Below are 19405 nucleotides of genomic sequence, written 5' to 3' on the forward strand. Positions count from 1 at the left end.
TTAGCAGATTAAGAGTTTTTGATTTTCATGCCGTTGTATAACGATGAGGCTGTAGTTCTTAAGACTTTTCCTTTAGGAGAAGCGGATAGAATTGTAGTTATGCTTACTAAAAAGCATGGTAAGATTCGTGCTGTTGCAAAAGGTGTTAGGAAAATAAAATCTCGTTTTGGGGCGCGTTTAGAACCTTTTATGCGTGTGAATGCACTTTTTGCTACTGGAAGAACTTTTGATGTTGTTTCTCAAGCGGTTTTAGTTTCTGCTTATGCTGAGAGTATTTGTGCTGATTATGATTTGTATAGTCGTGCTAGCATGATTGCGGAAATCGCAGATGATTTGGTTTCGTCTTCTGCACAGTATCAGGATTCTTGTATGCAATACAATCTGCTTGTTGCAGCCTTATCTGCTCTTTCTAGGGGATTGCATAGTGCTGATTCAATTGGATTCTCATATGTTTTAAGAGCGTTAAAACTAGCTGGCTGGTCTCCTATGCTTAATGAATGCGTAGTTTGTGCAACTAAAGATGATTTATCATATTTTTCCTCTTGTTCTGGAGGAGTTATGTGTTCTAAAGATCATGATTTGCAGTCAATTAAGTGTAATGGTTTAGCACGTTTTCAAATGATTTCTTTGATTAATGGCGATTGGAAGAATATAGACGGAACAGATATTGATTATTTAACGTATAGATGCGTTGAGCAGTGGTGTGAATATTATCTTGAGCGTCCAATTAAATCAATGCATTTATTAGAAAATAATATGTGATTTAATATAGCTTTTTTAGCGTCTTATTTAACGTTTTTGTGAACGTTTTAGTGAGCGTTTTTGTTAATTTTTTGTTTGAATTTTATAATAATTGTCCTCGCTGTCTGATGCAATAATGATTGATATCAGACACGGGTGCTCTTTCAAAGAGCTGAGAAGATTACTGTCTAACCGTTTAACGTGATTCGGTTAATGCCGACGTACGGAGTTTTCTGCAGGGTCGCCTTTGTTTGATAACTGATAATGAAAGGAGACCCTAATGGGTGCATCTGTTGAAGAAGAAACCGTGCGTCCATCTTTGCGATGGAATGTAGCTGATATTACGCTCACGGTTGTTGTAGCTGTAGCTTCTGGTATTATCTTCTGGGGTATCAGTTTGATTAGCGAGCCTATTTCTGCTGCTCTTAAGCTTATTCCAGTTCCAGGAGTCAGCGCATTGTACTACGGTTTGTTCTATTTTGCTGGTCCTTTGGCTGCTATTATGGTTCGCAAGCCAGGTGCAGCATTGTTCGGTGAGTTTATTGCTGCAATGGTTGAGTTGACTGTTGGAAGCCACTGGGGTGGTATCGGTACCGTTCTTCCTGGATTTGTTCAGGGCTTGTTCGCTGAATTTGCATTCTTGTTCTTCATGTATCGCAAGTGGAATGTTGGCTTAAGCGCACTTTCTGGCGCATTAGCTGGTTTGGGTGGAATCGTTTCAACCTACCCGTTCTACTATGCAGGTGTTCCAATCTTTGGTTCATTCATGGTGATTCACACTATTTGCAGCATGATTTCTGGTGCTGTAATCGGTGGCGTTTTGATGTGGTACTTGTATAAGGGTATTGCTGCCACTGGCGCATTGAGCCGCTTTGCTTCTGGCAAAGAAGTGCGCGCCTGATTTTACGGGTAAGATTACAAGTAAAATCAACTTATAAATTTGATTTGTGGGCGGGGATTAATTACCTCGCCCATTTTTGTAAAGTCGCAAGTTAAATCGCAAGTTAAGTTGCAAATAAAAGTCAAAATAAAATCACAAATAATAAAATCATAAATCACTATAAAACAAAGGAGTTAATATGCTAAGAGTACGTCTTGAATATGTGCATCCATGGACGAATCACGCAGGTATGTATCTTGCAAGAAAGCGCGGATTGTATTCACAATACGGATTAGATGTAGAGTTTACAAGCACAGATACAGAGCGCGGCGATGTTCCAGCATGTTTGGAGCGTGGAGAAGTAGATATAGCTCTTGTTCGTTTAAATCAACTTTTGGCTCATCAAAATGGTGCAAACAGGCTAACGTCGTTTGCTGTAATGAATCAATCGCAAATTGGTGGAATCATAACAAATAAAAACACGGGCATTACGCGATTTAAAGATCTAGAAGGAAAGCGCGTAGTAATTCCTATGGGCGTTAAGCGCCTATACACGGAGCTTCAGCAGGCGGTTGCTGCCGACGGCGGCGATTTTAGCAAGCTGATTACAATTGACCCAGGCCCATGGGAGCCAGACATTAGAGCAGTAGAACGCGGAATGTGCGATGCTTTTATTAACGTAGCATGGTGGGAGCCATACCAGGGTTCGCTTCCGTTTGATCAAGTTGTTGTTCTTCCATTCGATTCTATTGGCGTAGCGCCGCATCATTCTTACTATGTTTGCGCTCGCCAAGAGATGATTGAGCGAAATCCGCAATTAATACGTAACTTTGCAAGCGCAACAGTTAAGGGCTATGAGATGGCAGGAAAAGACCCTCAGGCTGGTGTTGATGCTTTGCAGAATGCGCTTTGCCATATTAGCCCAGAGGCTTTGCGTGCCTCGCTAGACGAAGTGATTCCGTCTTGGTACGACAAGAATGGTCGTTGGGGCACGGCAGACATGGCTTTGGTGGAAAACTACACTCGTTGGATGGGTGAAAATGGCCACTTAAGCGTGCCTCTTGATTGCGCGCTAAAAAGTTTAGAAAACGGGTGCGTAACAAACGAGTATTTGCCAGAATAGTCATTAGTTTTGCAATAGTTAGTTTTGCATAAGCAAAGTCGCCAGCAGTCGCACATGAGCTGGTTTAGCGTTAAATAATCCCGCAAAAAATGCTCGAAAAACAATGAACCTGTAGTTAAATATTTGTATAAATATGGAGCGAATATGGAAAACGAAAGCAACGACCCTCAACTAGATATTGTTGCTCAAAGATGGGCAAATGTTGATTTAGATGAGGCAAATACTGTGTGCTCGCTTTTAGAGGAGTCGCTAGAAGTAGATTGCGTTTTAAGCCATAGTTTGCGCCCGATGGCTGCAGGTTCATTGCTTCGCGCGCATTACAAAGATAATGCATCAAAGCAATCTAAAAGTTTGGACGTTTATATTAAAAGATGCAGCACAAAAGTGAGGCAAGCTAGCACAATTAGACCGTATCATCGTTTTGCGGAGCATCTTTTACAAAACAAAATAAGCACACCAAAGTACTTGTATTTTAATAAAAATAGCGAGTATTTAGGTTTAGAAAAGAATACTTCTGGCGATATTTGCGTAGACGGAACTCTTCTTGTAATAGGCGATTGCGCTTACGAAGTTACTTTAAAAGCTAGCGGAGAAGACCGATACAAAGACGCGTACACTTGGGATCCGCCTAAAACGTGCGAAGAAGCCAAAAATCTTGGAGCGATGATGGCAAAAATCGCCTTAGCTTCACAAAGTTTTGACGAGCCAAATCCTAAGGAAATCAACGCTTTTCAATCAAGATTTAGTCTTTGTGCAAGCGAAGACGTGCAAAGTGATGCCGAAGTTTGGTTAAAAAATAGGCCCGATTTAGCGAAATTCTTAAAAGAACAGAATCGTGATTTTGTAAAAGATTTAAGCGAATTTGCTCCAACATGCAAAAAAATTTACGATTTGGGGTACGCGAATCTAAGAAAGCAGTGGGCTCATGGAGATCCGCATATATCTAATTTTATGTGGGAAGGTAGTGCTCCAAGCGCAGTATTTGACTTTGGAATGGCGTATAGAAACACAGCAATCTACGATTTAGCAATGACTTTGGAACGCAACACAATTCAATGGGTAGATATTGCGAATGGCAAAAAAGATTCATTTAGAACGGATTTAGTTAAGTCAATTTTGCAAGGATATGCTAGCGTTCGGCCATTAACAGATGTTGAAAAAGAGTTGCTTCCGTTTGTTCTTAGCGTAAGTCAAATTGAGCAATGCGTAGAATTTGTAGACTATTATTTAAAGTCAAATGGATCTTACGACTTTAAAATTTGGGGTTACGATACTGGGTTCTTAGAGCACGCTAGATGGTATAAATCTAGTTACGGAGAGCAATATTTAAACGCTTTAATAGAGATTTTGCGAGAAATATAAATATAGAGGATTTTGGCGGATTTTTTATCTGATTTAGCTGGCTTTTATTAAGCTTTGCAAAACGGGTTTAAGTATTCGTTCAATGGGGTTGTTAGATTTTAACTATGAGTTTTGAAAACGTTGACTACACTTCGTTAAATATTCCAGCAGCTCCATTTAGTGATCCTAGCCGCGTGCCAGATTTTCCTAAAGGTAAAGTTCCTCGCCATGTAGGCGTGATTATGGACGGCAATGGGCGTTGGGCTAAAGAGCGCGGAATGATTCGCACCGAAGGGCATAAAGCGGCGGAGCCAGTGGTTTTTGACACTATTGCAGGAGCCATAGAAGCAGGTGTTCGCTACTTGAGCTTGTACACGTTTTCTACGGAAAATTGGAAGAGATCTCCTCAAGAAGTGCATTTTTTGATGGGATTTTCTAGAGACATTATTCACCGCAGGGTTGCGCAAATGAATGAGTGGGGAGTGCGCGTGCGCTGGGCCGGAAGACGGCCAAAATTGTGGAAGTCTGTTATTGACGAGTTGGAAAAAGCTCAAGAGATAACGAAAAATAACACTACGATTGACGTTGTTTTTTGCTTAAACTATGGTGGTCGCGCGGAAATCGCAGACGCTTGCGCGGCAATTGCTAGGGAAGTTAAAAGCGGCAAAATTAAGGGTGATCGCATTAGTGAGAAGATGATTGCGGAACACTTGTATAACCCAGATATTCCAGATTGCGATCTTGTGATTCGCACTTCGGGAGAGCAGCGCACTAGCAACTTTCTGCCTTGGCAAGCGTCTTATGCTGAGCTTGATTTTGTGCCAGAACTTTTCCCAGATTATGGTCGCGAAGCGCTGTGGAGGTCAATTGACCGTTATGCGCATCGCGACCGCAGATTTGGTGGCGTAAAAAACGCTTAAACTTATCTGTTAGTAGAATTAATTTATTAGTCGCAAGCTAGCCAAGCGCAAGCTGCTACAACAGCTGATTCAAGTCCACGATTTAGAGTTGGTTGCAAATCTGGAGCAAAAGCTGGATTGTGATTTCCAGGAGCATTTTTCATGTCTTCAAATCCACCTAATCCCCAGTATGCGTAAGGTGTATTAAAAGCGTTCGCGACTATAGAAAAATCTTCCGAAGCAGAAGCGCGCGAAATATTTACAGAGTCTTCTCCAAAGTATTCATCAAAAGCTTTACGCACGCGCAAAGACGCATTCTTATCATTATTCGTAAGCGGATAGCGGTCATAGTATGTAAATTCTGGTTTCTTAGGACATCTTGCAAGCTCGCACTCTCCACGCACAATTCGTTCAATAGCATTGTGTACAAATTTTTGAGTATCTTCGCTATAAGTTCTTGTGTTAATTAAAAGCTCGGCATCATCAGGAATAATATTCGACTTACTTCCTGCATTAAGCGCACCAACTGTAACAATTGCGTAATCTTTAGCTGCAAGTTCGCGAGAAACAATCGTCTGCAATTTAAGCACAATTGACGAAGCAACAACCACTGGGTCAACACTCAACTCAGGCATAGAACCATGTGAACCTTTACCAAAAATGTGCACGCGAATCGAAGCTGCAGTAGTTAAGAACGCGCCCGAACGAATACCGACTGTTCCTGCAGGAATAGCACCCAACACATGCTGACCAAGGTAAACGTCAGGCTTTGCAATCATGCTCGTAATGCCATTTTCCACCAAGTATTTTGCGCCTTGAGCTGTTTCTTCTCCAGGCTGAAAAACGCCAATGTACGTTCCTCTCCAAGCATCTTTATGCTTGTTAAAAGCCTTCAAGGCGCCAAGTAGGCTGGAAATATGAAAATCGTGACCGCAAGCGTGTGAAACTCCAACCGTTTTGCCATTTTCGTCTTGCGTGCTAACTGTTGAAGTATAATCTTTCCCTGAATTTTCTTTAATTGGAAGCGCATCAATATCCGCTCTCATAGCAACAACAGGACCTTCGCCGTTTTTAATCTCTGCCACAACGCCTGTCTTGCCAACTCGCTTTGTTTCAATCCCAGCCTTGCTAAGAATATCAATAATTGTTTGAGCTGTATGATCTTCTTTCATTGACAGTTCAGGATGTTGATGAAAGTATTTGTATTGTCTTTCTCGTTCTGATTGGGTTTCATCTAAATCGGATAATATCTTCTGAACTGCCGTAAGTTGCAGCATAAATTCCTGCTTTCTTTTGTTTTATTATAACTTTGTTGAGTTTTGAGATTATTTGATTTTAGTTTTATTTTTCTTTATTTCGTTCTTCGAGAATCTTGTCTACAAGAGCAGCTTTTGCGTCGATTTGATCGCTAAAACCAGGACGAATGTCTAACTTTAAAATAACGCCTGTGCGATAGCCTTTTTCAACAAGAACCATAGTTGCGTCTTTTACAACGCGCATAACATCGTCGAATTCGCCTTCGATATTTGTAAACATTGCGTTCGTTTCGTTTTTTAATCCAGAATCACGAATCACTTTAACGCAATCTGCTACATATTCGCTAAGTTCTTCGCCAACTCCGCTAGGAGCAATACACAATGCTGCAACTGTATTAGTTTTGTGGCAATTCTTGTTATTGCAAGTATCGCAAGTATTGCAAGTATTGTTATCAGTGTTTTCGCTCATTTTAAATCCTCTCAAAGTGAAAAATATGTGTTGCAAAATTATGCTTACACTTTATTGTATTCGTTTAGCTTATATATGATGCTTATATATGTTGCTTTAGCGTCACAGGGTTTTTCTATAATAAACACCGTTTTCACCCAAATTTTCTAGATTTACGAAAAAGGTGTATTGTGGCTGTTTCAAAGCTTGATGAAGTCGTATCCTTGGCTAAGCGTCGAGGATTTGTGTTCCCAGCTGGCGAGATTTATGGTGGTACGCGTTCTGCTTGGGATTATGGTCCTTTGGGCGTTGCGTTAAAAGACAATATTAAGCGCGAATGGTGGCGTTATATGGTCACTACGCGTGGCGATGTTGTTGGAGTGGATACTTCTGTTATTTTGCCTTCCCAAGTTTGGGTTGCGTCTGGTCACGTTTCTGTGTTCAATGATCCTTTGATTGAGTGCTTGAATTGCCATAAGCGTCATCGTGCAGATAAGCTCGAAGAATCCTATGCCGAAAAGCACGGCGACAAAATGCCAGAAAATGGCTTGAAAGACATTGCTTGCCCAGATTGCGGCACTCGCGGAAACTGGACGGAGCCTCGCGATTTCAACATGATGCTTCGCACGCATTTAGGACCAGTTGAAGACGAAAACAGCTTGCACTACTTGCGCCCAGAAACAGCTCAAGGCATTTTTGTTGACTTTAAGAACGTTATGACTGCTACACGCCAAAAGCCACCATTTGGCATTGCGAATATTGGTAAGTCTTTCCGTAATGAAATCACTCCTGGAAACTTCATCTTCCGCACTCGCGAGTTTGAGCAAATGGAAATGGAGTTCTTCGTAGAGCCTGGAACAGACGAAGCTTGGCATCAATATTGGATTGATACACGCGTAAATTGGTATGTTGATTTGGGCGTAAAGCCTGAAAATTTGCGTATGTATGAGCATCCTAAAGAGAAGTTAAGCCATTATTCCAAGCGCACTGTAGATATTGAATACAAATTCGGCTTCCAAGGATCTGACTGGGGAGAGCTTGAAGGTATTGCAAACCGTACCGACTACGATTTGTCTGCTCACGCTAAGCATTCTGGCGAGGATTTGAGCTACTTTAATCAGGCTACTGGCGAAAAGTATGTGCCTTACGTTATTGAGCCTGCGGCTGGTCTTACCCGCTCGCTTATGGCATTCTTGGTTGATGCTTACGACGTTGACGAAGCTCCAAACACTAAGGGCGGAGTCGACAAGCGTACTGTTCTTAGACTTGACCCTCGCTTGGCTCCTGTTAAAGCTGCAGTTTTGCCTTTGAGCAAGAAGCCAGAATTGCAGGCTGTTGCTCAAGATTTGGCTGCGGATTTGCGCCAGCACGATTGGGTTATTGATTACGATGAGTCTGGTGCTATTGGTCGCCGCTACCGTCGTGAGGATGAAATTGGTACTCCTTTGTGTGTAACAGTTGATTTTGATACTTTGGAAGATCATGCTGTAACGATCCGCGAGCGCGACACTATGCAACAAGAGCGCGTTTCCTTAGACAAGGTTGCAGATTACGTAGCAAGCCGCATTAACGAAAAGCGCGTTAAGTATCCGCAAGGTCCTGTAGAGATTGTTGGTACTCGCGCTGCAGACGGTGGTGTGGATGTTTCTAAAGAAAACGGTGTTGATGAATCGCAGCCTGTAAAGATTGCTCAGGCTGGCGGCTTGTATTAATACTCGTATAGTGAAAAATCGCTAATAAACAAAAACAAAATATATTAAAGTGAATGGAGTTAAAGCAATATGGATTTTTCTATTAAACCAGTAGATTTAGGGAAAATTCATATTGCAACTCCTGTTGTTTTATCTCCAATGGCTGGTATTACTAACTGGCCTTTTCGAGTGATTTGCCGCGAATATGGTCCGGACGGGCTTTACGTAGCAGAAATGATTACAGCTCGCGCATTAGTTGCAAGGAATCCTAAAGCCTTGCGTTTATGCCGTTTTGCGCCTAACGAAAAAGTGCGTTCTTTGCAACTTTACGGAGTAGATCCTTCTATTGTAGAGCTTGCTGCTCGAATTGTTGTTGATGAGAACATGGCGGATCACGTTGACTTAAACTTTGGATGCCCAGTTCCTAAAGTTACAAGGCGCGGCGGCGGTTCTGCTCTTCCTTGGAAAACAGATTTGCTTCAGGAGATTTTGCATCGTGTTGTTTCTGTTTGTGATCCAGCAGGAATTCCTGTTACAGCTAAGTTCCGCGTTGGTATTGACGAAAATCATGAGACTTTTATGCAAGCTGGTCATATTGCGCAAGAAGAAGGATGTGCTGCTGTAACTTTGCACGCGCGCACAACTGCAGAATACTACGGTGGTCATTCCGATTGGAGCCGTATTGCTGAGCTTGTAGATGCTCTTGATATTCCTGTTTTTGGTAATGGCGATATTTGGGGCGCGGATGACGCTCTTGCAATGTTTAAAGAAACAGGATGCGCAGGCGTTGCTATTGGCCGCGGATGCCAGGGGCGTCCTTGGATTTTTGCTGATATTCGTTCTGCTTGCAATGGAAGCAACGATCGCGTTAATCCAAGTCTTGGGCAAGTTTGCAAGGTGATTTTAAGACATCTTGAGCTTTTAGTCGAGTTTTATGATGGCGACGAGCGAATGGCTGTTCATGACTTGCGCAAGCATATTGCTTGGTATTTAAAGGGTTTCCCTGTTGGAGGTGGAACTCGTAAGAATTTTATGGAATGTGAGTCTATTGAGGATGTTCAGCGTAATATTGATGCGTTAGATTCTTCACTAAAACTCCCTGAACAAGTTTTAGACACGCCGCGTGGGCGAGTTCGTTTTGCAAAAAAAGTTCATTTGCCATATGGGTGGTTGGATTCTCGAATAACATCTCACAGTGAGCGTGAGGAGTTGTTTGGCGATGATCCAATGGATGCAAGTTACTAGGTTTTACTAGTGTTTTCTAGGGTTTTTGAGTATATAAAACATAATATAAACTACTGCTTAATATTTTAAACTTTTGTTAATAAAACGCATTAATGATTTGCGTATAGCACGGTGTATTATCGAATCGGTGACATTTTTTCAGTTTTTATTCATAAAACGCCGCCATTATCGAGCGTTTTGCGCTAAAGTAATGCGTAAACGTGCGTGTGAGTGACAGGAGACAACGGTGAGCGAGATTGCCCAGACTGACAATTTCAACGACAAAACCATAATCAAGGTAGTCGGCGTCGGTGGAGCCGGTGGTAACGCCGTCAACCGAATGATCACCGAGGGTTTGCAGAACGTAGAATTTGTGGCTATTAACACTGATGCCAAGGATTTGTTGCGTTCTGATGCTGACGTGAAGATTTCATTATCTGACGCTTCGAGTCGAGGATTAGGAGCAGGTGCTGATCCAGAAAAAGGCGCTAAAGCTGCTCAAGATCATCAATCTGACATTGAAGAATCATTAAAGGGCGCCGATATGGTGTTCGTAACTTGCGGAGAAGGCGGTGGAACTGGTACGGGTGCAAGCCCTATTGTTGCGCGCGCCGCACACCAGCAAGGTGCTTTGACAATCGCAGTAGTTACGCGTCCATTCGGTTTTGAAGGACCTCAGCGTGCTGCATCAGCAAAACTTGGTATTGAGAATCTTCGTAAAGAAGTCGACGCTTTGATTGTGATTCCAAACGATCGTTTGTTGGAAATTTCAGATCGAACCATCGGAATTATTGAAGCTTTTAAGACTGCAGATACCGCATTGCTTGCAGGCGTTCAGGGTATTACAGATTTGATTACCATGAATTCTTATATTCATGTTGATTTCTCTGATGTTACCGCTGTTCTTCGCGGTGCAGGAACTGCGCTATTTGGTATTGGTGCAGCGAAGGGTGAAGACAGAGCTACGCAAGCTGCAGAAATTGCTATTAGCTCTCCATTGCTTGAAGAAAGCATTGAAGGTGCTCATGGTGCTTTGATAAATATTGCTGGTCCAAGTGATTTGAAGCTTCAAGAAGCAAGTGCTGCAACAGAGCTTGTTCGTAAGGCAATACATCCAGAAGCGCAGATTATTTGGGGTCTTTCTTTGGACGATTCTTATGGAGATGAGGTTCGTGTTACTGTTATTGCAGCTGGTTTCGATTCTCATCCTAAGTCTGAAGACAGCAAAGCAGGTGCTTTCGTAGATATGCAGGCAGGAGTCGATCCTGTGGCTCCAGCTCATTCCACTACTACTGCTCCTTCTAAGCCTGTGGACACTGTTGAAACCGCGGAACCTGTTTCTTCTATGTTTGATTCTGTTGATCCAGTTAAGCAATATCAAACACAGGCTACTCAAGTGAAGCCTCAAGACGAACCAGACGAGCTGGATATTCCTGATTTTCTGCGTTAAGCATAACTAGGGGAGGGCATCTTAATGGCTGGTTTTATGAAGAACATGATGTCTTATGTAGGCATGAGTGATGTTCAGGACGACGATGATTTCGTTGATTCTCAAACACAGGATACTTCGTTTGACAACGACCACAGTGTTGCTCCTATGAGCCTTCATAATGGTGATGTTGCACAATCTGGTAATGGTGCTTCTACTCGATCTAATGCAGGTCGTATGAGTCTCATTACTACGATTCATCCAAAATCTTATGAGGATGCGCAATTAGTTGGAAGAGCTTTAAGAGATGGAACACCAGTAGTCTTGAATCTTACGGGTGTTAGTGAATCCGTTGCATATCGCATAGTTGATTTTTCTGCTGGCGTTGTGTTTGGTGTTCGCGGATCTATAGAAAGAGTAACTCCTAGAGTCTTCCTTTTAAGCCCTTCTCAAGTAAATATAAAAGTTGAAGATGCTCCTAATGGCGGATCTGCTCGCGACTTATTCTCCTAAAGCTAAATAACATGAGACTAGTCGCCAGCGACCGAACATTCGATTGCTACGCTTAACTTGTATTTAAGGCAGATATCTTTTAGGTATCTGCCTTAAATTTATACTTATTCTGTACTTATATTTTGGTTTACGATTAACTTAGCTATTGTGTAAAATTATTGAAAATAGTTTAAAGGAAAATCTTAATGAATTTTGTAATACGCTTAATACTAATTTTGAATATTTTCATAAACGCTTATCTAGTAATACTGTTTATTCGCGCAGTTTTAGATTGGATTCCGTTTATATTCCATTCTTTTAAACCAAATGCGATTTTGCAAAAATTCACTCAAATCATATATTTTATGACAGAACCACTTTTAAGATTTGCGCGAAAATTTATACCACCAGCAAGATTAGGTAGCATAAGTTTAGACGTGAGTTTTATGGTAGTGTACTTTTTGTTACTAGTTTTACAAATGTTTTTGAATATGCTTTACTGATGCTTATTAATCACAATTTTTAATGAAGCGACACGATAGTTATTAATTTAGAAAAATATTGGTAGATTTCGTAAAAAAATAATCGCTTTTTACACAATTTTTTCTATAGACGTGATAGCATCGAATAGATATATCAAAAGGGCTGCGCGCCCAAAAGTGAGGTGTAATGCATTATGGCTCTGTTAACGCCTAAAGACATTCGCGAGCATACCTTCCAAATCGTTCGATTCAAGGGAGGCTATGATGTTGACGAAGTTGATGACTTTTTGGATCAGGTTACAGAAACAATAGAAGCGCTTGGTCAGCAGGCAGTGCAGGGGCTTGGAGCTTCCACGCAGTCTCTTGGCGCCGATGTTGCTAGCTTGAACAATAAGATTTCTGATTTGACAAAGCAAGTTGAATCTTTAACAAAAGAAAATAATGATTTACGTGAAGCATCCAGCAGCGCGAACAAGAATGACAATGATCTTGCAGCAAAGCTTAAGGAAGCTGAAGAAAATAATCGTGCATTGAGCGAGCAGAATCAGCAGCTTAAAGAGCAGCTGGATGGTTTAGGTGCTCAGGTAGATCAGCTCACAGCACAGGCTGCAAATGCTGATAATGCTAAGGCAGACGCTGATAAGAAAGTTCATGAAGAGCTTGAAAACGTTACTCGCGAACGCGATGACTTTAGAGCAAGTAGCGAGAATTTGGGTCGCGAATTGGAAGAAGTCCGTCAACAGCTTGTTGTAACACAGCAGGAAAATGCAAAGGTTCAGGATTTGTCTCGTCAACTTGAAGAATCTCATAAACGTGAAGAGCAGCTTCGTGAGCAGGTTGCTAAGATGGAGCCAAGCACGGAAACAGGTAGCTTGCAGAAGATTGCAGGTGCTGGTGCAGAAGTGGGCGGTTCTGAACCAGAACGCGCTACAGCAATGTTGACTCTTGCAATGCAATTGCACGATCAGTATGTAGATAAGGGCAAGGCTAAGGCAACTCAGATAGTCGAAGAAAGCCAAGCTCGATATAACGAGATCGTTACTAAGGCAGACGATTATTCTAATCGTACTCGTAGCGAGGCTGATGAATACAATAAGCAGACTCGTGGAGATGCGGATGATTACTCCGTTCGTACTCGTAGCGATGCAGACGCTTATGCTGCTCGCGCGCACAACGAGGCAGATGCTTATTCTGGTAAGGTTCGTCAGGCTGCAGATGATTATTCTAAGCAAACTCACGATCAGGCTGATCAATATGAGTCTGAAGTTCAGCATAGAGCTGCGGATTACGATTCCACTACTCGTACTGCTGCAGATGCTTACGCTCGCCAGGTGCGTGAGAATCTTGAAAAGCAGACTAAGGTTATTGAAGGAAACATTCAAAGCCTCAAGCAGTTTGAAACTGAGTATCGTACTCGCTTGACTGACTTCCTTGGTCAGCTTGTTGCTCAAGTTTCCGATGAGAACACTTACAGTTCTATGGAAAATCAGGATCAACAGGATCAAAAGTAGTTATACTAAATCCAGTTAGATTGGAAAATACATTGACGCATTGTGATATGCGTGTAGAACGGCTGCGTAATCGCGCAGCCGTTTTTGCACTGATTGCTTTTATTGGAGTGGTTTTAGACCGCATAACCAAAGTTTGGGCATTAGCAGCGCTTAGTGGAGGAAAAAACATTGATATTCTTCCACATTTGCTCTCTTTTACTCTTGTTAGGAATCCTGGAGCATCTTTTGGCTTAGGCTCTTCTTTTACTTGGGTTATTAGCGTGTTAGCTTGCGTTGCATGCGCTGCTATGATTGCGGTTGTTAAGCACACAAAATCTTTATATTGGACTATTGCGCTTGCTTTAGCTTTTGCTGGAGCTTTTGGAAATCTTATTGATAGAGCGCAATATGCTCAAGGCTTTTTGAACGGAAAAGTCGTAGATTTTATAAACTACGGATGGTCCGTTGGGAATGTTGCAGATATTGAGCTTATGTTTGCAGGAATTGCAGTTATATGCCTCATTTTGATTGGGATTCCTCTTATAGAGCGCGCTGATGAGTGATATTCGTTTTACAGTTACGAGTCAATTTGCTGGATGCAGGTTCGACGTATGCTTGTCGAACCTTATGGGAGTATCGCGTGCAAACGCAATATCGCTAATCGATAGTGGCAAAGCAAAAATCTTAGATAAAAAATCACAAAAATCCTCAACTTTGCAAGATGGAGATGCGATTGTTATAAATCAAGAGGAAGTTGAGGATCAAAAACAAAAGTCAACTAGCAAATCCACTATATGCGATATTCCAATAGTTTATAATGATGAAGATATTGTCGTAGTAGATAAGCCTGTTGGAGTTGCAGCGCATTCAGCAAAAGGCTGGGATGGCCCAACAGTGCCAGAATGTCTAGAGGCAAGCGGTGTTGAAATAAAAACAACCGTGTGCGATGAATCACGAAAAGGAATCGTAAGCCGATTAGACGTTGGAACAAGCGGATTAATGCTGGTTTGCAAAACAGATTTTGCGTATGAAGAAATGAAAAAACAGTTCGCAAATCATAGTGTGAAGAAAATATATCACGCTTTAGTCCAAGGAAATCTTAAACAAAATAAAGCTACAATTGATGCGCCAATTGGGCGAGCAAAAGTTTCAGATTTTCGTTTTACAATAACTAAATCAGGTAAGCCTGCAATTACGCATTGGGATGTTATAGAGCGTTTTAAGGGAGCGACTTTAGTGAAAGTCAATCTGGAAACTGGCAGAACACACCAAATTCGTGTGCATTTTTCGTCAATAGGACATCCGGTAGTGGGCGATCCTATGTATGGCGCAAATCCTCAATTAAGTGAAAAATTAGGGCTTTCTAGACAGTGGCTTCATGCAATGAGTCTAAAATTTAAGCATCCTCGAACGGGAGAACTTATTAAAGTTGAATCGAAGTATCCGTTAGATTTGCAACACGCTTTACACGCCATACAAGAATTGTAAAAGTAGAGTTATTTAGTAAAACAGGTCATATTGCATCTATAGAATAGCCACTATGGCTAGGTTGGAAACAAACTTCGTACACTTACATAATCACACACATTATTCGCTTTTGGATGGTGCTTCGAAGATACCAGACCTAGTTGCACGTGCAAAAGAATTAGGTATGCCAGCTGTGGCTATTACAGATCACGGAAATATGCATGGTGCATACGAAATGTGGAGTACTGCTGTAAAAGCTGGAATTAAGCCGATTATTGGAATCGAAGCTTATGTGACCCCTGAAACAGCCAGACAAGACAAGAGCAGAGTGCATTGGGGAACTGAAGCGCAAAGAAGCGACGATGTTTCTGGCGGCGGTTTGATTACGCACATGACAATGTGGGCTGAAAATGATGAAGGCTTAACAAATCTACTCAAAGCGTCTTCTATAGCTAATTTAGAAGGTCGCGTAATGCGATACCCTCGAATGGATAAAGATGTGTTATCAAGGTATTCTAAAGGGGTTATAGCGTCTTCTGGATGCCCATCTGGTATTATCCAAACGCGTCTTCGTTTAGGTCAATTTGATGAGGCTTTACGCGCTGCAGGCGAGTTTCAGGATATTTTTGGGCGCGATAATTTCTTTATAGAATTAATGAATCATGGGCTTTCTATCGAAACGCGCGTTACTAAAGATTTGCTTGAGATTGCTAAGCGTCTTAATGCGCCTCTTCTTGCTACAAACGATTTGCATTACGTGCACGAAGAAGATCGCGAAGCGCAAGATGCAATGCTATGCATTAATTCAGGATCGCGCTTGGATGATCCAGACCGTTTTAAGTTTGATGGCTCTGGATACTATTTAAAATCTGCCGAGCAGATGCGTGAATTGTTTAAAGAGTTTCCAGAGGCTTGTGACAATACGCTAGAAATTGCCCGTCGTTGTAACGTTATGTTCGACGATGGTGAAGATGGCGCTTTTATGCCGCAATTTGATTGCCCTGAAGGTTGGGATGAGACTTCGCTATTCCTTAAAAAAGTTGAAGAAGGATTAGAGCGTAGATATAACAACAATGTTCCTATGGAAGTCTTAAAACAAGCAGACTACGAGTGTGGTGTTATATGTCAAATGCAGTTCTGCGGATACTTCCTAGTTGTTGCGGACTACATAAATTGGGCAAAAGCACATGGTGTTATGGTTGGTCCTGGACGTGGTTCTGCAGCAGGCGCAATGGTTGCGTATGCTATGGGAATTACTGAGCTTGACCCAATGAAGCATGGTCTGATTTTTGAACGATTCCTAAACCCAGAGCGAGTATCTTTACCAGATATTGATGTTGACTTTGACCCAGATGGTAGAGCCAAAGTTTTGGAATACGTCGGTGAAAAATATGGAAGAGATAAAGTAGCTCAATGCGTGATTTATGGAACGATTAAAACAAAGCAAGCATTGAAGGATTCAGCTCGAATAATGGGCTACGAGTTTTCCGTTGGAGAAAAAATTACAAAAATTCTGCCTCCTCCAAAAAACGGAAAAGATATGAGTTTCCACGATATTTTTGATGAAAAATCAAAGAGATACGCGGAGGCGCGCGAGTTTCGCGAAATGTATGACACTGATCCAGATACGAAGCGAATTACTGAAGAAGCAAAAGGTATTGAAGGTTTGATTCGCCAAACTGGTGTTCATGCTTGCGCAACAATCATGGGCTCGGAGCCGATTACTGATACTTCGCCTCTTTTGGAGCGTACTGATGGAACAATAACAACAACGTTCGAGTATCATACTTGCGAAACGTTGGGCTTAGTGAAAATGGACTTTTTGGGTCTTTCCAACTTAACAGTTATTAGGGATACGCTTAAAAATGTTGAGCATAATGGTAAAGAGCCTATTGATTACACTAAAATTCCGCTTGACGATAAGGAAACATATCAGCTTCTTGCTAGGGGAGACACTTTAGGAGTTTTCCAGCTTGATTCCGACGGTATGCGTGCCCTTCTGCGCACACTTAAGCCAGATAACTTTAACGATATATCGGCTTTGATTGCACTTTATAGACCAGGTCCTATGGATATGGATTCTCACACTAACTACGCCAAGCGTAAGAATGGTTTACAAGAGATAACGCCTATCCATCCTGAAGTTGCTGAGCCGCTAAAAGATGTTCTTGGCGAAACATATGGTTTGATTGTTTACCAGGAGCAGGTGCAGTCAGCTGCGCGTATTTTAGCTGGGTATAGCCTTGGTAAAGCAGATGTTTTGCGTCGAGCAATGGGTAAAAAGAAGCCAGAAGTGTTGGCTAAAGAAAAAATCCCGTTCTTTAAAGGCATGAAAGAACATGGTTATTCAGAAGAAGCTGCACAAGCTGTTTGGGATGTTCTGGTTCCTTTTTCTGGTTACGCGTTTAACAAGGCTCATTCAGCCGCATACGGTTTGATTTCTTATTGGACTGCGTATTTGAAAACGCATTATCCTGTGGAGTTTATGGCTGCATTGCTTCAAAACGAGCGCACGAATAAGGATAAGACAGCGCTCTACTTGGGTGAAGCTAGACGCATGGGTATTCGTGTTTTGCAGCCAGATATTAACGAGTCTGTTCTTGAATATTCTGCAGTTGGAGATGTAGTTCGTTTTGGACTTGGAGCTGTTAGGAATGTTGGTGATAAAGCCGTTAACGATATTATTAGCGAAAGGGAAAGCGAGCGCGGAAAGTTTATTGATTTTAAGGATTTTGTAAACCGTGTATCTTTTGCCGCTTTGAATCGTAGACTTGTTGAATCTCTTATTAAATCTGGTGCTTTCGATTCAATTAATCCTTGTAGAAGAGCTATTTTTGAAATTTGTGAACCACTAATTGACTCTGTTATTTCTATTAAGCGCAGACAGGCAGGTGGTCAGTTTGATCTTTTTGCTGATCTTGATGATTCCGATAGTGATCTTGGAGATGCTCAAATCAACATTCCAGATGTTGAAGAATGGGATAAAAAAACGAAGCTAAACTTTGAGCGAGAAATGCTTGGGCTTTACGTTTCGGATCATCCTTTGAGTGGTCTTTCTGCTGTGTTGGCTGGTCTTAGGGAAATGTCGATTGCTCAGCTTTTAAATCGCGCTAAAACTATGGGCGAAAATCAGCAGGTAACTCTTGCAGGCCTTGTGACTAGCGTAGACAGGCGAGTATCTAAAAAAGGTAATGCTTGGGCGATTGTAACTATTGAAGACATGGAAAGTTCAATACAATGCATGTTCTTTGGTAAGGTCTATGAGTCATCTGCTGCAGAACTTGCGATTGATCAAGTTGTGAGAATTAGGGGACAGGTAGAGGTTCGAGACGAAACAGTGTCTTTAAGAGCAACTGAGTTTGAAGTTCCAAGTTTAGAGGCGGAAGATGCTCAGCCTGTTACAATTGTTCTTCCTTTGCAAGCATTAGAAAAGTCACGTATAAAAGAGCTTGAAAATATTGTTACAAGACATCCTGGATGTTGCGAAATGAATCTTGCTTTGATTGATTCTAGAGGATGCGCAAAAGTGTTATCGTTTGGAGATAGATTTAGAGTTAAGCGAGATACGTCACTTTTTGCAGAGATCAAAATATTGTTTGGTCCTAATTGTTTGCCAAGCGCGTAGATTATGCTTAAAGTATTTTTAAGTGGCGTTAACTAGCTGTTTAATAAGTTAGGGGTACAAAATGTGTGCAGATAATGAAGGTTTGAGTGAAGATAGTAGCGACAAAAACTTTGCGAATAATGGGAAAAATTCCAATAATTCTTCTAATTCCAAAGAGTCGAAGGAAGTTCGCACATCTTTTACTGATAAAGAGCTTGAAGATGCGTTACTTGGATTTGAAAAAGAATTTAGCGAAGAGCAAAAACATGATTCTGTCGATGATGTTGTAAATAAGATTGAGCAAGCAAACTTTGAGGAAGATTTGGAAGGTTTGCTGGGTAAAAAAGCCAAGTGTGCTCTGTTTCTAACTGTTATGGAGCCAGGGGAGCTTCTTGCTGCTTTTTGTAAAATGGCTGGTATTAGAGCTAAATGTTTTAGTGATGAGAACGGTGGAGTCGCCGTTTTATGCGATTTAGACGAGGATAATCCAGAAAAATCTGTTAAACGATTCACAGAGTATTTTCGCGGTATTCCAGCGATTTTAATGGTGAATCGAGCTAATAAAATTGATGCAAAAGTCTACGAATATAAAAAAGAAGTACAGGATGCTATTCCTCCTATGGTTCTTACCATGTCTGCTAGATGTGTGGAAGATCTTATGATTTGTTATGCGACAGTTGAAGATCTTAAAGAGTCTGGGATTGAGGTTACTTATACGGATGATTTAAGTGATGAGCAAGCTAAAGAGATTTTTTATAAATATGGCAAAAAAATGTGAGTCTAATCTTGCAAATACGCTAAATTAAAAGTAAGTAAATTCATTGCTATATTTCTAAAT

17 protein-coding genes and 1 riboswitch are annotated in these 19405 nt (G+C 41.4%); of the genes, 15 read left to right on the forward strand and 2 right to left on the reverse strand.

Translation table 11 applies throughout. The annotated features are described in order from the left end of the window. The first annotated feature begins 27 nt into the window (after nucleotides 1-27). The 5 genes from recO (at nucleotide 28) to HXT46_RS01855 (ending at nucleotide 5005) form a co-directional block, all read left to right on the forward strand. Nucleotides 28-762, forward strand: coding sequence for a DNA repair protein RecO (gene recO, locus HXT46_RS01835; RefSeq protein ID WP_004112365.1), 735 nt, complete (start codon nucleotides 28-30; stop codon nucleotides 760-762). 121 nt (nucleotides 763-883) lie between these two features. Then, nucleotides 884-986: riboswitch (TPP riboswitch) on the forward strand. A 35-nt stretch (nucleotides 987-1021) separates the two neighbouring features. Beyond that, nucleotides 1022-1642: an ECF transporter S component gene (locus HXT46_RS01840; RefSeq protein WP_004116835.1), complete on the forward strand. Its 621-nt coding sequence runs from the start codon at nucleotides 1022-1024 to the stop codon at nucleotides 1640-1642. Between the two features lie 178 nt (nucleotides 1643-1820). After that, on the forward strand, nucleotides 1821-2744 hold the full coding sequence (locus HXT46_RS01845; protein ID WP_004112371.1) for an ABC transporter substrate-binding protein: 924 nt from the start codon (nucleotides 1821-1823) through the stop codon (nucleotides 2742-2744). Between the two features lie 144 nt (nucleotides 2745-2888). After that, complete coding sequence (locus HXT46_RS01850) at nucleotides 2889-4106, forward strand: phosphotransferase enzyme family protein (protein ID WP_174191032.1); 1218 nt, start codon at nucleotides 2889-2891, stop codon at nucleotides 4104-4106. A 104-nt stretch (nucleotides 4107-4210) separates the two neighbouring features. Further along, nucleotides 4211-5005, forward strand: a complete 795-nt coding sequence (locus tag HXT46_RS01855) for an isoprenyl transferase (RefSeq protein ID WP_004112377.1) — start codon at nucleotides 4211-4213, stop codon at nucleotides 5003-5005. 26 nt (nucleotides 5006-5031) lie between these two features. Here HXT46_RS01855 and HXT46_RS01860 read toward each other — a convergent pair whose 3' ends face one another. Further along, nucleotides 5032-6261 (reverse strand): M20 family metallopeptidase, encoded by a 1230-nt coding sequence (locus HXT46_RS01860; RefSeq protein ID WP_119675877.1) that lies wholly within the window; start codon nucleotides 6259-6261, stop codon nucleotides 5032-5034. Between the two features lie 64 nt (nucleotides 6262-6325). Beyond that, the gene (locus HXT46_RS01865; RefSeq protein ID WP_004574987.1) at nucleotides 6326-6709 is read right to left on the reverse strand and encodes an MTH1187 family thiamine-binding protein; all 384 of its coding nucleotides are present in this window, start codon (nucleotides 6707-6709) and stop codon (nucleotides 6326-6328) included. A gap of 170 nt (nucleotides 6710-6879) precedes the next feature. Here HXT46_RS01865 and HXT46_RS01870 point away from each other — a divergent pair, with 170 nt between their 5' ends. From HXT46_RS01870 to HXT46_RS01915, 10 genes are all read left to right on the forward strand, one after another. Further along, on the forward strand, nucleotides 6880-8400 hold the full coding sequence (locus HXT46_RS01870; RefSeq protein ID WP_009993551.1) for a glycine--tRNA ligase: 1521 nt from the start codon (nucleotides 6880-6882) through the stop codon (nucleotides 8398-8400). Between the two features lie 69 nt (nucleotides 8401-8469). After that, a complete protein-coding gene (gene dusB / locus HXT46_RS01875) occupies nucleotides 8470-9624 on the forward strand; it encodes a tRNA dihydrouridine synthase DusB (protein ID WP_421786194.1) in 1155 nt (384 codons plus the stop codon). 226 nt (nucleotides 9625-9850) lie between these two features. Next, nucleotides 9851-11053 (forward strand): cell division protein FtsZ, encoded by a 1203-nt coding sequence (ftsZ, locus tag HXT46_RS01880; RefSeq protein WP_421786196.1) that lies wholly within the window; start codon nucleotides 9851-9853, stop codon nucleotides 11051-11053. Between the two features lie 24 nt (nucleotides 11054-11077). Further along, nucleotides 11078-11545, forward strand: a complete 468-nt coding sequence (locus tag HXT46_RS01885; RefSeq protein ID WP_421786198.1) for a cell division protein SepF — start codon at nucleotides 11078-11080, stop codon at nucleotides 11543-11545. A gap of 185 nt (nucleotides 11546-11730) precedes the next feature. Further along, nucleotides 11731-12027: a YggT family protein gene (locus HXT46_RS01890; protein ID WP_004116829.1), complete on the forward strand. Its 297-nt coding sequence runs from the start codon at nucleotides 11731-11733 to the stop codon at nucleotides 12025-12027. A gap of 173 nt (nucleotides 12028-12200) precedes the next feature. Then, nucleotides 12201-13517: a DivIVA domain-containing protein gene (locus HXT46_RS01895; protein WP_004112400.1), complete on the forward strand. Its 1317-nt coding sequence runs from the start codon at nucleotides 12201-12203 to the stop codon at nucleotides 13515-13517. A 47-nt stretch (nucleotides 13518-13564) separates the two neighbouring features. Next, a complete protein-coding gene (locus tag HXT46_RS01900) occupies nucleotides 13565-14059 on the forward strand; it encodes a signal peptidase II (protein ID WP_016827360.1) in 495 nt (164 codons plus the stop codon). Beyond that, entirely contained in the window at nucleotides 14052-14984 is a 933-nt protein-coding gene (locus HXT46_RS01905) for an RluA family pseudouridine synthase (protein ID WP_004116820.1), read from the forward strand. Before HXT46_RS01900 ends, HXT46_RS01905 begins: the two co-directional genes overlap by 8 nt. Nucleotides 14985-15036: 52 nt before the next feature. After that, the gene (dnaE, locus tag HXT46_RS01910) at nucleotides 15037-18588 is read left to right on the forward strand and encodes a DNA polymerase III subunit alpha (protein ID WP_004137938.1); all 3552 of its coding nucleotides are present in this window, start codon (nucleotides 15037-15039) and stop codon (nucleotides 18586-18588) included. 61 nt (nucleotides 18589-18649) lie between these two features. Beyond that, the gene (locus HXT46_RS01915) at nucleotides 18650-19345 is read left to right on the forward strand and encodes a hypothetical protein (protein WP_020759885.1); all 696 of its coding nucleotides are present in this window, start codon (nucleotides 18650-18652) and stop codon (nucleotides 19343-19345) included. Nucleotides 19346-19405: the final 60 nt, after the last annotated feature.

This window comes from Gardnerella sp. DNF01204 (assembly GCF_049244145.1).
Lineage (GTDB): Bacteria > Actinomycetota > Actinomycetes > Actinomycetales > Bifidobacteriaceae > Bifidobacterium > Bifidobacterium vaginale.

Coding starts and splice junctions, on each gene's coding strand:
- recO (WP_004112365.1), top strand. CDS start 28: ATGCCGTTGTATAACGATGAGGCTGTAGTTCTTAAGACTTTTCCTTTA.
- HXT46_RS01840 (WP_004116835.1), top strand. CDS start 1,022: ATGGGTGCATCTGTTGAAGAAGAAACCGTGCGTCCATCTTTGCGATGG.
- HXT46_RS01845 (WP_004112371.1), top strand. CDS start 1,821: ATGCTAAGAGTACGTCTTGAATATGTGCATCCATGGACGAATCACGCA.
- HXT46_RS01850 (WP_174191032.1), top strand. CDS start 2,889: ATGGAAAACGAAAGCAACGACCCTCAACTAGATATTGTTGCTCAAAGA.
- HXT46_RS01855 (WP_004112377.1), top strand. CDS start 4,211: ATGAGTTTTGAAAACGTTGACTACACTTCGTTAAATATTCCAGCAGCT.
- HXT46_RS01860 (WP_119675877.1), bottom strand. CDS start 6,261: ATGCTGCAACTTACGGCAGTTCAGAAGATATTATCCGATTTAGATGAA.
- HXT46_RS01865 (WP_004574987.1), bottom strand. CDS start 6,709: ATGAGCGAAAACACTGATAACAATACTTGCAATACTTGCGATACTTGC.
- dusB (WP_421786194.1), top strand. CDS start 8,470: ATGGATTTTTCTATTAAACCAGTAGATTTAGGGAAAATTCATATTGCA.
- HXT46_RS01885 (WP_421786198.1), top strand. CDS start 11,078: ATGGCTGGTTTTATGAAGAACATGATGTCTTATGTAGGCATGAGTGAT.
- HXT46_RS01890 (WP_004116829.1), top strand. CDS start 11,731: ATGAATTTTGTAATACGCTTAATACTAATTTTGAATATTTTCATAAAC.
- HXT46_RS01895 (WP_004112400.1), top strand. CDS start 12,201: ATGGCTCTGTTAACGCCTAAAGACATTCGCGAGCATACCTTCCAAATC.
- HXT46_RS01900 (WP_016827360.1), top strand. CDS start 13,565: ATGCGTGTAGAACGGCTGCGTAATCGCGCAGCCGTTTTTGCACTGATT.
- HXT46_RS01905 (WP_004116820.1), top strand. CDS start 14,052: ATGAGTGATATTCGTTTTACAGTTACGAGTCAATTTGCTGGATGCAGG.
- dnaE (WP_004137938.1), top strand. CDS start 15,037: ATGGCTAGGTTGGAAACAAACTTCGTACACTTACATAATCACACACAT.
- HXT46_RS01915 (WP_020759885.1), top strand. CDS start 18,650: ATGTGTGCAGATAATGAAGGTTTGAGTGAAGATAGTAGCGACAAAAAC.